Source organism: Rhizobium sp. K102, assembly GCF_022385315.1.
In the GTDB taxonomy this organism is placed as follows: Bacteria; Pseudomonadota; Alphaproteobacteria; order Rhizobiales; family Rhizobiaceae; genus Rhizobium; species Rhizobium croatiense.
Map to the genome: position 1 here is coordinate 2,200,118 of NZ_CP092436.1, position 15,081 is coordinate 2,215,198.

Consider the following 15,081-nt stretch of genomic DNA (forward strand, 5'->3'; position numbering starts at 1 on the left):
CAATCGAGCCGTGCGGAGTTTCCTCCGCACGGCTCCCGTTTTTCGGGGATCAGCCCTGGCCGTTGATCGGCAGAGCGACGAAACGGCTTCCTTCGCTCGACTGAATCTGGAAGAGCGCCCGGGTGCGGCCGTCCTTCTTGGCCTGGTTCAGCACCTTGACGACATCGGCAGGGGTGGAGACTTCCTGGTTGTTGACCGAGGTGATCTTCTCGCCTTCCTTGATGCCCTTGTCGGCGGCGTCGGAGTCCGGGTCGATGCCGGTGATCGCCAGGCCCTTGCCGTCATCGGAAGGACCGACCGTCAGGCCGAGATCGGCGAGCGCCTTTTCGGACGCCGGCGCCTCGGGCTGCTGCGGCTGGTTGTTGTCATCGGCGGACGCCTCCTTCTGGTCGGCCGGCAGCGTGCCGAGTTCGACGGTCAGGGACTGCGCCTTGCCGGCGCGCCAGACCGAAAGCTCGACCTTGCTGCCCGGCTGCATCGCGCCGATGCGGCGGCTGAGATCCCGCGCATCCTTGATCGTTTCACCGTTCAGGGCGGTGACGACGTCGCCGGCCTTCATGCCGGCCTTGTCGCCCGGCGATCCGGCCTGTGGGGCGACGACGAGGGCGCCGCTCGGCTCGGAAAGGCCAATGGATTCGGCGATATCCTTGGTCACCGGCTGGATCTGGACACCCAGCCAGCCGCGCGAAACCTGGCCGTCCTTCATCAGATCGGCGACGACATCCCTGGCGGTCGAGGCGGGAATGGCGAAGGCGATGCCGACGCTGCCGCCGGACGGCGAGAAGATCGCGGTGTTGATGCCGACGACTTCGCCGCTGAGGTTGAAGGTCGGACCGCCTGAGTTGCCGCGGTTCACGGCCGCATCCACCTGCAGGTAATCATCATAGGGGCCGGAGCCGATGTCGCGGCCGCGAGCCGAGACGATGCCTGCCGTGACCGTGCCGCCGAGGCCGAAGGGATTGCCGACGGCGACGACCCAGTCGCCGACGCGGACGTTGTTGTCGTCGGCCCAGTTGACATAGGTGAACTTCCTGCCCTTGCCGTCGACCTTAAGGACGGCGAGGTCGGTGCGCGGATCCTTGCCGATCAGCTTGGCATCAAGCTCGGTGCCGTCATTCATAACGGCGACGAAGGCCTGCCCGTCGGAAACGACGTGGTTGTTGGTGACGATGTAGCCGTCCTCGGAGATGAAGAAGCCGGAGCCCTGAGCGACCGGACGCAGACGGCCCTTGCCGGGACCATTCGGGCCGCCCGGGCCACCGGGGCCGTTCTGGCCGAAGCGCCGCTGATGGCCACCCTGCTGGTCGTTCGGATCCTGGCCGAACTGCCGGAAGAAGCGCTTCAGCGGATGATCATCAGGCAGGTCGTCAAAGCCGCGGCCATTGAAATCGAAGGAGAAGCCGTCATTGTTGTCGGCGACGGGATTGACGCGGTTTTCCACACGAACGGACACCACGGCGGGCGAAACGGCATCGACGACATTGGCGAAGCTCGGAACGGCAGGCGCCTGAACCTTGACGGCTTCGGCATAAGACCGGGTGATTTCGAGCGGAACGCCGGTTGCGAGCACAGCGGCAGCGATACCGGCAACGGTAGAAGCCTTGAGCACAGTGGCGAGGGACGGACGTCCGTTGAAATTCTTCAGCATTGGAGCACCTTCTCTTGTTCTTAGATCTTCAGACCGGCAGCGCCGGATCAGTCGATAACTGAAGATATAGGATGGCGCACCTTACTGCGAACTGTCCGGTCAATGAAAAATTGGTAATGTTGGAATATTTCTGGCCGTTACTGCGCCGGGCCCTTCCCTGGGGGGTCCAAAGGATGCGGAAATATTCGCCGGCTCGACGGGTTGTTATTTCTTGAGAAGCTCGTTCAGCCTCGCCTGTTCTTCCGCCGTCAGCTTGCTTCCCGTCGGCTTGCCAGCCCTCCGGCGCGCAAAGACCAGCAGTGACAGCCCGCCGGCCAGCACCAGCAGCACCGGCGCGCCCCAGAGCAGCACCGTCTTCGGATTGAACCGCGGCTTCAGCAGCACGAATTCGCCGTAGCGCGAGACGATGTAGTCCAGCACTTCCTCGTCGCTGTCGCCGTCCTTGATGCGCTCGCGCACCAAGAGGCGCAGGTCTTTCGCCAGCTCGGCATTGGAGTTGTCGATCGACTGGTTCTGACAGACCATGCAGCGCAGTTCGGCCGAAAGGGTCCGGGCACGCGCCTCCAGCGCCGGATCGGCCAGCACTTCGTCGGGATTGACGGCGAAGGCGGAGAAGGGCGTGAAGAGGATGAAGAGAATGATGAGGAGTTGGGAGAGAACGGACGATATATTCGGTGTACGCCAAACTTCTCTTCCCTCATCCCTGTGTCCTCAGGGCTTCGCCCGAGGGATGTCACAGGAATCCGGCCACGGCGCGTCCGCGCCGTGAATGAAGGTATACCGCCACTCAACGAGTCTCCTGCGCCCAAGGACTTGGGCGCGCTGGATTCCTGCTGACGATCCTCGGGTCAAGCCCGAGGACCGGAATGAGGAGAAGGAGGAGGCGCCCGTCATTCTGCCGGCTCCATTGCAGGCTGCGCGGGTTTTGCCTTGGCCTTCCTGCGCGGGGCGCCGACGCGCAGGCGGCGGTCGGAGAGCGAGACGAGGCCGCCGGCGGCCATGATCAGGGCGCCGCCCCAGATGCACAGGATGAACGGCTTCCACCAGATGCGCACGACGATGCCGCCGTCGGTGGTGGCGTCGCCCAGCGAGACATAGAGCTGGCTGAGGCCGAAGGTCAGGATGCCGGCCTCGGTCGTCGGCATCTGCCGGGCGGTATAGAGGCGCTTGGCCGACCAGGTGTCGGCGACCGCAACCCCGGCGCGCCGGATGGTGAAGTGGCCGCGCTCCTCGCTATAGTTCGGTCCCCTTGCCGGCCGCATGCCGTCGAACTCCAGGCTGTAGCCGCCGGCCTCGACCACCTGGCCCGGCTTCATCTCGACGACATGTTCGCTCTGGAAGGTGGTGACGGCGACGATGCCGAGCACGCTGACGCCGAGGCCGGCATGGGCAAGCGCGGTGCCGAAGGCCGAACGCGGCAGGCCAGTCAGACGGCGCCAGGCGATGCTTCCGGCTACTTTGCCGATGCCGGCGCGACACCAGAGATCGGCAATGGCGCCGAGGATCAGGAACAGCCCGGCCGCCAGCCCGAGCACCGAGAGCACCGGCCCGCCATGCTCGATGTAGAAGAGGATGACGGCGGCGGCGAAGGCGAGAGCCGCGACGAGATAGAGCCGCTGCAGGGCGCCGAGCAGATCGCCGCGCTTCCAGGAAAGCAGCGGCCCGAACGGCACGATGACGAGCAGCGGCGCCATCAGCAGGCTGAAGGTGAGGTTGAAGAAAGGCGGGCCGACGGAGATCTTGTCGCCGGTTAGCGTCTCTAAGAGCAGCGGATAGAGCGTGCCGGTCAGGACCGTGCCGCAGGCGACCGTCAGGATCAGATTGTTGAGAACCAGCGCCGCCTCGCGCGAGATCGGCGCAAACAGCCCGCCGGCCGCAAGCTTCGGCGCCCGCAGGGCAAACAGCGACAGCGCTCCGCCGATGAAGATCAGCAGGATACAAAGGATGAAGACGCCGCGGGAGGGATCGCTGGCAAAGGCATGCACCGAGGTCAGCACCCCGGAGCGCACCAGGAAGGTGCCCATCAGCGACAGCGAGAAGGTGAGGATGGCCAGCAGCACCGTCCAGATCTTCAACGCCTCGCGCTTTTCCATGACGAGGGCCGAATGCAACAGCGCCGTGCCGGCCAGCCACGGCATGAACGAGGCGTTTTCCACCGGATCCCAGAACCACCAGCCGCCCCAGCCGAGCTCGTAATAGGCCCAGTAGGAGCCCATGGCGATGCCTAATGTCAGACAGGTCCAGGCGGCCAGCGTCCAGGGCCGGACCCAGCGCGCCCAGGCGGCATCGATCCTGCCTTCAAGGAGAGCCGCAACAGCAAAGGAGAAGCAGACGGAAAAGCCGACATAGCCGAGATAGAGCAGCGGCGGGTGGATGGCGAGACCGATATCCTGCAGCACCGGATTGAGGTCGCGGCCCTCGGCCGGGGCCGGATCGAGCCGCAGGAAGGGATTGGAGGTCAAAAGGATGAACAGGGTGAAGGCGAGCGAGATCCAGGCCTGCACGGCCAGCACATTGGCCTTCAGCGTCTCCGGCAGGTTGCGGCCGAAGACGGCGACCAGCGCGCTGAACAGCGTCAGGATCAAAAGCCAGAGCAGCATCGATCCCTCGTGATTGCCCCAGACGCCGGAATATTTGTAGATCAGCGGCACCAGCGAATGCGAATTCTCCCAGACATTCTCGACCGAGAAGTCAGAGACGACATGGGCATAGGTCAAGACGGCGAAGGCAAAGACAACGAGCGCAAACATCGCCAGCGAGCCGGAGGTCGCCACATCTATCATCGCCCGGTCATGGCGGCGGGCGCCGATCACAGGCACGATCGAGACGATCAGCGCCGTCGCCAGCGCCAGCACCAGGGCGTAATGGCCGATCTCGATGATCATGGCGTCGCCTTCGCCTCCTGCCCCTGGCCTTGTCCTCCTTGGCCTTCCTGCCACAGGCCCTGTGCCTTCAGCCGGTCGGCGACCTCCTTCGGCATATAGGTCTCGTCATGCTTGGCGAGTACGGTGTCGGCGACAAAGACGTTGCTGCCGGCGCTGAACATGCCCTCGGTGACCACACCCTGGCCCTCGCGGAACAGATCCGGAAGGATGCCGGTATATTGGACCTTGACCGCATTGGCGCTGCCGTCGGTGACGGCAAATTCCACCGTCGAGCCGGCGCCGCGCACGACGCTGCCCGCCCCCACCAGCCCGCCGAGCCGGATGCGGGTTTCCGGTGCCACCGGGGTCTTCGCCAGATCCGCCGGCATGTAGAAATAGGCCACCGACTGGCTGAAGGCGAACATCACCAACAGCACCGCCGCAAGGATGAAACCCATCCCGCCCGCGATCACCGCAAGGCGCTTCTGCTTGCGCGTCATTGCGTCATTCCCTCCGTGGCTATGCCAAGTTCCCTGGCAAGCGCCAGCAATTGCCGGCCCTGTTCACCCGCCGGCGGAAAGGCCGCAAGCCCGCGCTTCAGGGCGTCGGCTGCGCGATCCTTATCGTTCAATACGGCGTAGGAGCGGACGAGCCGCATCCATCCCTCGAAATTGTTGGGTTCGGCGCTCAGCTTGGCGTCGAGGCTTTCGACCATGCCGCGGATCATCTGCTGCCGATCGCCGGCATTCATGTTTTCGGCCGCCGCCACGTCTTCCGACGTTGGTCCGCCAGGCGCCAAAGGCTGGGCAGCCGCGCCGCCATTCTTGGCGATATGTTCATTGACCAGGGGCAGCCAGGGCGCATCGGCAGGCGATTGCTGCGCCAGCGCTTCGAAGGCTCGGCGCGCCTCGTCGGTCCGTCCGGCCTGTTCCATGCTGAGCGCGACATAGAAGCGGGCACGCGGATTGTCGGGTTCCAGCGTCAGCGACTGTTCCAGCGTCTGACGCGCCTCCTCCGTCACCACGCCGTCGGAGACCGCCATCAGCGTCTCAGCAAGCCCGTCGAGCCGGATCGGGCTCGGGCCGAGAAGCCGGATCGCGTTGCGATAGGCGACCACAGCATCGTTGACCCGCATCGTGCGGACATAGATCGGCGCCAGCACATCCCAGCCCTTGCCGTCATCGGGGTTCTCGGCCAGGTGCCGTTCCGCCTTGGCAATCAGCATCGCCACGTCATTGCCGGGGTTTTCCAGCCGCGCATCCAGCGGCTGCGCGGGCAGATCCGGCCTGCCCGTCGTCAAGTAAAGACAGAGCCCGAGCACCGGCAGGAGCAGGAGAACGAAGGCTTCAGTGACACGGTGATGTCGTGCGGGTTTGGGCGTCGCCTCCGGCTCGCCAGCGGAGACGGCGATCAGCCGCCGGCCGATCTCGGCCCTGGCATAATCGGCCTCCTCAGGTGTGATCAGCCCGCCGGCAAGATCGCGGTCGAGTTCGCACAGCTGGTCGCGATAGACCGCCGCCTCGCCGGCACGTCTGTTCTCCGCCGCCTTCGCGCCACGCAGAAGGGGGTAAAGCAGAATGACGGCGACGGCTGCCGTCAGAACGGCAACGAGAATCCAGAACAGCATAGCGGCCCAAATACGTGAAGCGCGCGCCCATTCCAACTGCCAAAGCCGGAATGACGAAGATTTGAGGCTATTCGCCGCAATTCAGCAGGCTTAAAGCGCGTCACATCAAATTTAATGCATGCGACGCGCTTTCGCTCTTTGTTTTTATGCCTGTCGTTGTCCGGGAACCGCTGCAACTTCCGGGCGCCATGCATTAGACCTTAACCGAGCGGCGACCAGCTGCCGTCGTCGTTGCGGCAGGCAGCGCCTCGCGCCACGGTGTCCTTGCCGTCGACCGTCAGCGTATGGGTATATTGTCGGCAATTCTGCGAGCCGACCTGGTAGGGTGCTGCCGCCACCACCTTGCCGGTGACCTCCTTGCCGCTCCAGACCACGGGCTGGCCGGCGGCTGCCCCTTCCAGCGCCCGGTATTCCGCCTCGAGCGCCCTTTGCTTGTCGCTGTCGCTCAAGCTGACGCCGCTGCGGCCGACAATGCCGCCCTGCAGCGCGGTGATAAAGGCGGCCGATGCCGAGGGTTTGCTGGAAAAAATGCCGCGCGAAGCAGCGCTCTTCGTCGTCGTGCAGCCGGTGAGCGCGACGGCGAGAAGCAAAGTGGAAACGATCATGCCTTGCGAGCGTAGAATCATTGCGTCGAACCACGATCAGAGGTCAATTTCAGCCGATCGAAGTGCAGCGTCCCCGTGTCAGCATTAAGGCAAAGCATGCTATACATTTGCCACTATCCTTGTGACATCAAGCAGTTGGTCATGCAACATCCTTTGTGACGCCGGGCAGGATAAGCTTCGCCTTCAGCCCGCCCCATTCGCCACGGGACAGCTCGAGGCGTCCCTGGTATTCGTTGGAAATCTCGGTGACGATCGATAGGCCGAGCCCGGTTCCGGGCTTGCTTTCATCGAGCCTGCGGCCGCGCTTCAGCGCCTCGCGGATCTGGTCGGGCTCCAATCCCGGCCCGTCGTCCTCGACGGCGAGCTCCACCCAATGACGGCGCGCGCTCACCTCTGCTCCCTTGACGTCCTCGCCGGCCTCGACGGCCGAAAGCCGGACCTTGCTCTTGGCGAATCGCGCCGCATTTTCCAGGAGATTGCCGACCGTCTCCTCGAGATCCTGCTGTTCCATGGCGACGGCCAGATGCGGCGGCGAGACGACGAGATCGAATTCAGTGTCGACATTCAGCCGGCGCATGACGCGCACCAGCCGTTCGAGCGCCGGCTCGGCATCGGTGCGCGCGAGCACGGATTCGCGCTGCGCGGCGATGCGGGCCCGGTTGAGATAGGACTGCACCTGCCCCTGCATCGATTCCGCCTGGCTGCGCACCAATTCGCCATGGGATTTTTCCAGAACGCGGGCCTCGTTCAAAAGAACGGCAATCGGCGTCTTCAGCGAATGGGCGAGATTGCCGACCTGCATGCGCGCCCGCTCGACGATGCGGCGGTTGCTGTCGATCAGCGCGTTCACCTCGTTGGCGAGCGGCAGGATTTCGCGCGGGAAATCGCCCTTCAACTGCTCGCTCTCGCCGGCGCGGATGCGCTCCAGGGCGGCGCGCGCCTTGTCGAGCGGCTTCAGGCCGTAGAGAATCGCCAGCGCATTGACGATCAGGCTGCCGACGCCGAAGCCGGCAAGCGCCAGATAGAGGCTGTGGGAAAAGGTGCGCACATCGTCCTCGACGACGTCGACATTGCCGGTGACGCGGAAGCGCGCCGCACGCCCGTCGGTGTCGAGCACCACTTCGGTTTCGGCGACCTGCACGCGGTTCCCCGAGGCGTCCGTCACTTGGTAGTAGCGTTCGTAATTCTTGTCGAAGGGCGCCTCGACGACGGAGGGAACGGGAATGAGCGCTGAGCCGAGCGAGGGCGAGACCAGCGGCGCCGTCGTATAGGTGCCGAGCGGCTCCACCACCCAGTACCAGCCGGTCTTCGGCTGGGCAAAGCGCAGGTCGCCGAGCTGCGGACTACCGCTCAACGCTCCCTGATCGCCGATCGTCACCGAATTGATGACGTTATAGAGCTGCGCCCGCAAGAGATCCTGGAAGCCGCGTTCGGCGCTCTTGCGGTAGAGCGTCGAGATTAGCAGGCCGATCACCACCAGGGCCACCGTCGACCAGACCGTGGTCAGCAGCAGCACACGTGCGGTGAGCGACTTAATTCGCATGTTTCGGCGCTTGGATGCGGTAGCCGAGACCGCGCACCGTTTCGATCAGGTCGACGCCCATCTTCTTGCGCAGACGGCCGACGAAGACCTCGATCGTGTTGGAATCGCGGTCGAAATCCTGATCGTACATGTGCTCGACCAGTTCGGTGCGCGAGACGACCTCGCCCATGTGATGCATGAGATAGGCGAGCAGGCGATATTCGTGCGAGGTCAATTTCAGCGCCGTGCCGTTGACCGTCGCCTTGGAGGATTTGGTGTCGAGCCGCACCGGCCCGCAGACGATCTCGGAGGAGGCATGCCCGGCAGCGCGCCGGATCAGCGCCCGGATGCGCGCCAGAACTTCCTCGACATGGAAAGGCTTGGTGACGTAATCGTCGGCGCCGGCGTCGATGCCGGCGACCTTGTCGCTCCAGCGGTCGCGCGCCGTCAGGATCAAAACCGGCATGCCGCGGCCGGCGCCGCGCCATTTTTCGAGCACGGTGACGCCGTCCATCTCCGGCAGGCCGATATCGAGGATGATGGCGTCATAGGGTTCGGTATCGCCGAGGAAATGACCCTCCTCGCCGTCGAACGCCTGGTCGACGACATAGCCCGCCTCCTTCAGCGTGTCGGTCAGCTGCCGGTTCAGGTTGACGTCGTCTTCGATTACCAGGATGCGCATCGGTCCGCCTTCGTCCGCTTCAAATCGATCATGTTCTGAATAGACCGATTCCGCCTACATCGGAACCTTTACCGTTACCTTGCGCGGACGTTGGCCGTTGCCCGACACCAGAACGGTGATGATACAACTATCGCCCACCGGTTGCACGGACAGGAGCTGGCCGCCCGTCTGCTCGACGACCTGGGCTGCGGCAGCGCTGCAATCGCCTGCCACGCGCAGGACGAGGGTGCCCGCGCCGTCCGATGAGGGCGCCGATACCACCAGCCCGGCGGCCACTACTGCGACGCTCAGAGGAAAGGCCATGTGTTATGCTTTCAAGGGTAGTTCCAACTTGCTGCGACTATGTACTCACGTGACCTGAATGGCAAATGAATGCGCTGTAATACAGGGTGTTTAGAACCGTTCTTGACTGCTGGCGACAGCCGGTCTCCGCTGCTGAAAACCGATGCCGCAGCGGCCTTCTACACATGGAATAAAAGTCTTCGGCCCAGGCACAGACGGCGGGCTGGACGGGGACGCTCGGGTCAAGCCGGCGCGCGGCGGGCTGCCGGGAATTGCAATCGCAGCTTTTACCGACCGATCGAAACTGTTATGTCCTTGCGGCTCCCGCATTCAGGCCATTTCAGCACCAATGCCAAACTCCCTCCGCTTCCGCTCGGCGCAGACGGTCTTCGTGCTCGCCATCACCCAGCTGATCGGCTGGGGTACGACCTTCGACATGCTCGGCGTGATGGGCCGCATCGTGGCGCCCGATCTCGGCATGGCGAACGAGGTGGCGTTTGCCGGCCTGACGATCATGATGTTGGTCAGCGCCATCGTCGGCCCGGCGACCGGCCGCTGGCTCGGCCGTTACGGCGCCGCCCGGGTGCTTTCGGCGGCTTCCTTGACCTTTGCCCTCGGCCTCTGTCTGCTTGCCGCCGCCGACGGCGTCATTCTCTACGCCGCCGCCTGGATCGTGATCGGCGTCGGCGGCGCGCTCGGCCTGTCGGCGCCGGCCTATACCGCCGTCGTCGAGCGTGAAGGGATGAACGGCAAGCGCGTCATCGCCATATTGATGCTGTTCACCGGGCTTTCGAGCGCCATCTTCTGGCCGATCCTCAGCCTGCTCCACGAAGCCGTCGGCTGGCGCCTCACCTTCCTGATCTGCGCAGGCCTGCAATTCTTTGTCTGCCTGCCGCTGCATCTTTTCGCCCTGCCGAAGCCGATCGCAAGCCATGTCGACGGCGCCACAGCCGACATCGCCCCGGTGCCGCTGTCGAAGGCGGCACAGCGCAAGGCCTTCCTGCTGATCGCCGCGGCGACGACCCTTACCACCTTCGTCACCTTCGGCATCTCGCCCTCGCTGCTCGAGATCTTCCGCCAGTCCGGCGCGACGCCGGCCTTCGCGCTGCAGCTCGGCTCGGCCCGCGGCGTGCTCGGCATCTCGGCGCGCTTCCTCGACATGCTGCTCGGACGGCGCGGCAACCCCGTCCTCAGCGCCGCCATGGGCATCGGCCTGATGCTGATGAGTTTCCTGATGATGCTGGCCGCCGGTCCGTCGACGCCGCTGCTCGTCACCTTCGTCCTGCTTAATGGCTTCGGCTCCGGCGTCATGGCCGTCGCCCGCGCGCTTCTGCCGCTAGCGGTGTTTTCGCTGCGCGAATTCGGCCTGCAATCGGCCCGGCTGTCGCTGCCGCAGAACCTGGCCAATGCGATCGCCCCGGTCGTCTTCACCGCCATCCTCGACCGCGCCGGCATCGGCCCGGCGCTTTTCGCCGCGGCCGTCCTCGCGGCCTTGTCGCTGACCTTCGTGCTGATGCTGATGGCTCTGATGCGCGGCGCGCGGGCATCGCAGTCGAGCCCGGCCGTTTCATGAAGCCTGGAATGGAAGCGGTTTCCTCTGACGAGTGATCAGTCGCGTTTGACGAATCTTTGAATCCTTTGCCGCCGATTTTTCGAGAGTTGGGTCCGGTGGCTTACGGCTGCATTCGACATCCATCGCCGCGTGTCCGAAAAACTGCTTATCCCTTTGAAGTTTCAGGGAAACAATGGCAGGAAGTCGACAGCCTTCCGATTCAGAGTGGCCGCGTCACCGCTGCGCGGCTGTCGTAGTCCGCGGCGATGCGCTTCTCCCGCAGCGGCCGCACACGCTCGATCGAGCGCTGATAATCGGGATGCGCCTTATAGGCGGCAAGAGCCGCTTCATCGTCGAATTCGCCATAGACGACGAGATCGATCTCGGTGCCCAGCTGATCGGTCTTCACATTGGTGCCGATTTCCAGCAGCCGCGCATGCGGAATGGCGGTCAGGATCGAAAGCCCGGCCCTCACCTCCTCCAGATGTTCTTCCTGCACGGTGAAGAAGACGATGTGGCGGATCACACGGAAGCTCCTGTCAGATTTCAGAGGTCGGCCCGCGCGATACCATGTGCGCCCCTGGCCTTCAACCGCGCGACCTGCCCGGCGCGGCATCCGGACGCATCGCAGAATTGAATACCACGGCGTAGCCCGCGAGCTTCTCGGCCCGGTCGGTGCCGTTGACGATGCGGCGCGCATTGACCCAGTCCTCGGTCGTCGCGTTCAGGTGATCGGCGAGTTTGTGGCCGGTAAAGCAGCCCTGCAGCATGCCTTCGATCAGGATCGTCACCGCCGCATCCATCTCCATCGCCCGGTCGGGATCGGCAACGAGATCGATGCCCGTCAGCCCGCTCATCGCCTCGTAATTCCGCTTATGGGTAAGCTGCACCAGACCGCGCCCGAGCCAGCAGCGGCCATCCTCGTCCGGCCGCCAGTAGGGCGTCTTTACCCAGGAGAGCCGGCCCGCGGCATAGGCTGCCTCCAGGATCTCGACGGCGCGGGCATCGCTTTCAGCCAGCGTCTCGCGGACCGGCTGCATCGTATAGGCGGTCTCGTGATAAGCGGTTGCGAGGATATAGGCGAGCCATCGGCGGTCGGCCTGCGCGAACCGCCTTTCCCAGGCGTCGAGAATCGCCGCGATACCCACTACCTGAGGCTGAGTTAGATCTCCTTTGAAGAGCTCCTCGCGCACCGCATCAAAAAAGAACGTCCGATCCATGTGGACAACCATACCGCGCTTCCCGTGAGCCTCGTGGTTAAAACCGTCTTAATCGATTAAAATCAACTTAATCGTTTGAAGTGTCTAAGCCCCTGATTTACACGGCTTTTGTCTTGTGCAATGCATTTTCTCGCCCTGAAGCCTTACCACCACAAGAGGAGACTTCCGATGCAGACGCCTGCCAATACCCAGACCACCATTCCCCAGCACGTGGTCGACCAGATGGAAAACGAGTGGCGCCAGATTCGCCTTGAACGCGAGAACATCCGCCCGACCCGGCAGCCCCAACAGCAGCGCTGAGAAATACAGGCAAAGCGGCGCGGATGTAAGGGCTGTCTTCATCGCGTCTCGGCCTCAAGCCGCTTCGCCAGCGTCTCCAGCGCCCGGGAGAAGACCGTTTCATCTGCGAGCGCGCGCGACAGCACCAGCGCCCCTTGAATGCCGCAGACGCCCTCCTCGGCCAGCGTCTGCGCCTCCCATTCAGTACAGCCGGCCCGCATCAGCGCCGAACGCAACGCGTCGATCCAGCGGATGAAATAGTCGCCGATCGCCGCGGAAAACCGTTCGCGGGTGTCGTCAAGCGCGAAGGCGCCGACAAGGCAGATGCGGCGGCCGGAGCGGAAGTAGTCATTTACATTGGTCCACATCGCGGCGATCGCCTGACGGGCATCGTCATGTCGCAGCGGCCGATAGACCGCCTGTTCGAACCAAGCATCGATATCGGCGAGCACGGCGCCGGCCATCTCTTCCTTGCCGCCCGGGAAGAAGTGATAAAGGCTGCCCTTGCCGATGCCGGTGCGTTCGGTGATGCGGCTAAGCGTGGCGCCCTCATAGCCGAGCTCACGGAAGATTTCCGCAAGCAGCGGCACGATGTCGGCGCGTTCATAGACGGTCTTCACCGGCTTGAATTCTTCCTGCTCTAGAGGCCAAGCTCAGTCAGACCGGGATGATCGTTCGGACGTCGGCCGAGCGGCCAGTGGTATTTGCGCTCCGATTCCTGGATCGGCAGATCGTTGATGCAGGCAAAACGGCGCTGCATCAAGCCGGCTGCATCGAATTCCCAGTTCTCATTGCCGTAGGAGCGGAACCAGTTGCCGCTGTCATCGTGCCATTCATAGGCAAAGCGCACGGCAATGCGGTTGTCGGTGAAGGCCCAGATCTCCTTGATCAGCCGGTAGTCCAGCTCCTTGGCCCATTTGCGCGTGAGAAAAGCGACGATTTCGGCGCGGCCGGTGATGAATTCGGCGCGGTTCCGCCAGCGGCTGTCCGGCGTGTAGACGAGCGAGACGCGCTCGGGGTCGCGGCTGTTCCAACCGTCCTCGGCGAGGCGGACTTTCTGCGTGGCGGTCTCCAGGGTGAAAGGCGGAACGAGGCTGGACATGGTATCTCCTGTACTGAATGGTTATCAGTTTACCGAACGGTACACATTTTGCAACTCTGCATCGGGCGGCGATCGAGGAGCTTAGACATCGGTGCGACGGCTCCACCGCAGCGGCAGGGCATCCGGGCGAAGCACGATGTCTTCGGGCGTGAAACGCCACAGCCTTTCCGCCTTGGGAAAGGCGGCGACGTCTGGCGAATTGAGCAGCACCTCGACTTTGCCGGTCATCTGCAGCATGTCGCCGGTTTCGAAATCGATGAAGACCAGCCCGGCCTTCGGATTGACCAGGAAATTGCCGAGCGTGTTGAAGAAACGATTGCCGGCAAAGTCGGGGACGGTTAGGGCGCCATCGGCGCCGAGATGCACGAAGCCGGCATAGCCGCCGCGATGGGAGACGTCGACCTGCCGCTCGCCATTCTCACGGTCGACATAGGAGGCGACAAAAAACGTATCGGCATCCTCGACCATCCGCCGCGCGCGATCGTCGAGCTCACGGGAATGCAGCGGCGGCAGCGCTGTCGGCACATTGGGGTCGCGGACGAAGGCGGCGGCGCGCGGGTGGATATATTGCGGGCAATTGCCGAAGCTCTGGCCGACGCGCAGGCGGAAGGCGCCGGCATCGGTCCTGCGGATGACGCCATTCAGCCGGTTGCGCCGCCGGGTCTCTAGCTGAATGCCGAGCATCGCGACGGCAGCGCCATCCTCCATGCCGGCATCGGCGGGATCGGCAGGCTCGCGCGGCAGGCGGATCTCAAGCGTCTCAGGGTCCGGCGACGACATGAAACCCGGCTGCGCGGCCCGCACCGTCGCCCAGACGTCGCCCTTCGCATCGACCGTGCCGAGCACGACGAAAGGCAACATCGGAAAGAAGGCGCGATGCTGCTCGGGCATCGCCTTGCGAACAAAATTCCGCCCCGGCCCGTCCATGCGTTCGACGACGCCGAGGCTGCGCTGCATTGCGAGTTCACCCTGATGCCAGGGCGATACCGCATCCTCTCCTGATTGCTCCAGCATCACGGCCTCCTTTCGGGCGCGATTTTCGACCGGGGATGGATCTTTATGCGGCCAGGCCGATCTTCGTCCTGCGGAAGCCGACGAAGCCGGGCAGCGCCTCGATGCGGGCAAGCCAGGCGCGCACGGCCTGATAGGGCGAGGTGTCGACATTGCCCTCCGGCGCATTGGCGATGTAGCTGTAAAGCGCGATATCGGCGATCGTCGGATTGTCGCCGAGCAGGAAGGCGCGGCCTGAGAGCTCCACCTCGACCAGCGTGAGAATACGGTGCGCCCGGGCAATCACCTCATCGGCATGAAAATTGGCGCCGAAGACAGTGACGAGACGGGCGGCGCAAGGCCCGTAGGCGATCTCGCCCGCGGCGACCGACAGCCATTTCTGGATCCGCGCCGCCGTCAACATGTCCTCCGGCAGCCAGTCGGTGCGGCCATATTTGCGGGCGAGATAGATGAGAATAGCGGCGGAATCGGAAATGACCGCTCCATCGTCGTCGAGCACCGGCACTTGGCCAAAGGCATTGAGCTTCAGGAACTCAGGAGCCTTGTGAGCGCCGGCGGCCATGTCGACCTCGACCAGTTCGTAAGGCACGCCGAGCAGCGACAGGAACAGGTGAACCCGGTGCGAATGGCCGGACAGCGGATGATGATAGAGTTTCATGACGGTTCCTCTGAGGTCTGATGGGGCGG

The 15,081-nt window shown here is 63.9% G+C and carries 16 protein-coding genes and 1 pseudogene; 2 read left to right on the forward strand and 15 right to left on the reverse strand.

The genetic code is table 11. The features are described 5' to 3' along the window. Nucleotides 1-49: 49 nt before the first annotated feature. From MHI61_RS16795 to MHI61_RS16835, 9 genes are all read right to left on the reverse strand, one after another. On the reverse strand, nucleotides 50-1,648 hold the full coding sequence (locus MHI61_RS16795; RefSeq protein WP_222138586.1) for a Do family serine endopeptidase: 1,599 nt from the start codon (nucleotides 1,646-1,648) through the stop codon (nucleotides 50-52). Nucleotides 1,649-1,852: 204 nt separating this feature from the next. Further along, a complete protein-coding gene (locus tag MHI61_RS16800) occupies nucleotides 1,853-2,317 on the reverse strand; it encodes a cytochrome c-type biogenesis protein (RefSeq protein ID WP_239792856.1) in 465 nt (154 codons plus the stop codon). Nucleotides 2,318-2,538: 221 nt separating this feature from the next. Further along, nucleotides 2,539-4,533, reverse strand: coding sequence for a heme lyase CcmF/NrfE family subunit (locus tag MHI61_RS16805; RefSeq protein WP_239792787.1), 1,995 nt, complete (start codon nucleotides 4,531-4,533; stop codon nucleotides 2,539-2,541). Beyond that, nucleotides 4,530-5,012 carry a cytochrome c maturation protein CcmE gene (gene ccmE / locus MHI61_RS16810; RefSeq protein ID WP_239792788.1) on the reverse strand — a complete coding sequence of 161 codons (483 nt, stop codon included), beginning with the start codon at nucleotides 5,010-5,012 and terminating at the stop codon, nucleotides 4,530-4,532. The genes MHI61_RS16805 and ccmE overlap by 4 nt, the downstream gene beginning before the upstream one ends. Further along, on the reverse strand, nucleotides 5,009-6,139 hold the full coding sequence (gene ccmI / locus MHI61_RS16815) for a c-type cytochrome biogenesis protein CcmI (RefSeq protein WP_239792789.1): 1,131 nt from the start codon (nucleotides 6,137-6,139) through the stop codon (nucleotides 5,009-5,011). The genes ccmE and ccmI overlap by 4 nt, the downstream gene beginning before the upstream one ends. 200 nt (nucleotides 6,140-6,339) lie before the next feature. Beyond that, nucleotides 6,340-6,765, reverse strand: a complete 426-nt coding sequence (locus MHI61_RS16820; protein WP_222144587.1) for a hypothetical protein — start codon at nucleotides 6,763-6,765, stop codon at nucleotides 6,340-6,342. Nucleotides 6,766-6,883: 118 nt separating this feature from the next. Next, nucleotides 6,884-8,287, reverse strand: coding sequence for a HAMP domain-containing sensor histidine kinase (locus MHI61_RS16825; RefSeq protein WP_239792790.1), 1,404 nt, complete (start codon nucleotides 8,285-8,287; stop codon nucleotides 6,884-6,886). Beyond that, on the reverse strand, nucleotides 8,277-8,948 hold the full coding sequence (locus tag MHI61_RS16830; protein ID WP_064682001.1) for a response regulator transcription factor: 672 nt from the start codon (nucleotides 8,946-8,948) through the stop codon (nucleotides 8,277-8,279). The genes MHI61_RS16825 and MHI61_RS16830 overlap by 11 nt, the downstream gene beginning before the upstream one ends. Before the next feature lie 54 nt (nucleotides 8,949-9,002). After that, nucleotides 9,003-9,251 carry a hypothetical protein gene (locus MHI61_RS16835; RefSeq protein ID WP_010029158.1) on the reverse strand — a complete coding sequence of 83 codons (249 nt, stop codon included), beginning with the start codon at nucleotides 9,249-9,251 and terminating at the stop codon, nucleotides 9,003-9,005. A gap of 328 nt (nucleotides 9,252-9,579) precedes the next feature. Here MHI61_RS16835 and MHI61_RS16840 point away from each other — a divergent pair, with 328 nt between their 5' ends. Further along, nucleotides 9,580-10,803, forward strand: a complete 1,224-nt coding sequence (locus MHI61_RS16840; protein ID WP_239789786.1) for an MFS transporter — start codon at nucleotides 9,580-9,582, stop codon at nucleotides 10,801-10,803. Nucleotides 10,804-11,002: 199 nt separating this feature from the next. Here the strand turns inward: MHI61_RS16840 and MHI61_RS16845 are convergent, their stop codons facing one another. After that, entirely contained in the window at nucleotides 11,003-11,308 is a 306-nt protein-coding gene (locus MHI61_RS16845) for a Dabb family protein (RefSeq protein ID WP_039618754.1), read from the reverse strand. A 20-nt stretch (nucleotides 11,309-11,328) separates the two neighbouring features. After that, nucleotides 11,329-12,014, reverse strand: a pseudogene (locus MHI61_RS16850) (hypothetical protein). Nucleotides 12,015-12,170: 156 nt separating this feature from the next. Here MHI61_RS16850 and MHI61_RS32640 point away from each other — a divergent pair. Next, complete coding sequence (locus MHI61_RS32640; RefSeq protein ID WP_275593071.1) at nucleotides 12,171-12,302, forward strand: hypothetical protein; 132 nt, start codon at nucleotides 12,171-12,173, stop codon at nucleotides 12,300-12,302. A gap of 38 nt (nucleotides 12,303-12,340) precedes the next feature. Here the strand turns inward: MHI61_RS32640 and MHI61_RS16855 are convergent, their stop codons facing one another. The 4 genes from MHI61_RS16855 to MHI61_RS16870 all read right to left on the reverse strand — a co-directional run bounded on the left by MHI61_RS16855 (nucleotide 12,341) and on the right by MHI61_RS16870 (nucleotide 15,052). Further along, nucleotides 12,341-12,901: a TetR/AcrR family transcriptional regulator gene (locus MHI61_RS16855; protein ID WP_239789788.1), complete on the reverse strand. Its 561-nt coding sequence runs from the start codon at nucleotides 12,899-12,901 to the stop codon at nucleotides 12,341-12,343. A gap of 20 nt (nucleotides 12,902-12,921) precedes the next feature. Further along, complete coding sequence (locus MHI61_RS16860; RefSeq protein ID WP_239789789.1) at nucleotides 12,922-13,383, reverse strand: nuclear transport factor 2 family protein; 462 nt, start codon at nucleotides 13,381-13,383, stop codon at nucleotides 12,922-12,924. Between the two features lie 81 nt (nucleotides 13,384-13,464). Beyond that, the gene (locus MHI61_RS16865; protein WP_239789790.1) at nucleotides 13,465-14,397 is read right to left on the reverse strand and encodes a pyridoxamine 5'-phosphate oxidase family protein; all 933 of its coding nucleotides are present in this window, start codon (nucleotides 14,395-14,397) and stop codon (nucleotides 13,465-13,467) included. 43 nt (nucleotides 14,398-14,440) lie between these two features. After that, entirely contained in the window at nucleotides 14,441-15,052 is a 612-nt protein-coding gene (locus tag MHI61_RS16870) for a glutathione S-transferase (RefSeq protein WP_239789791.1), read from the reverse strand. Between the last annotated feature and the right edge of the window lie 29 nt (nucleotides 15,053-15,081).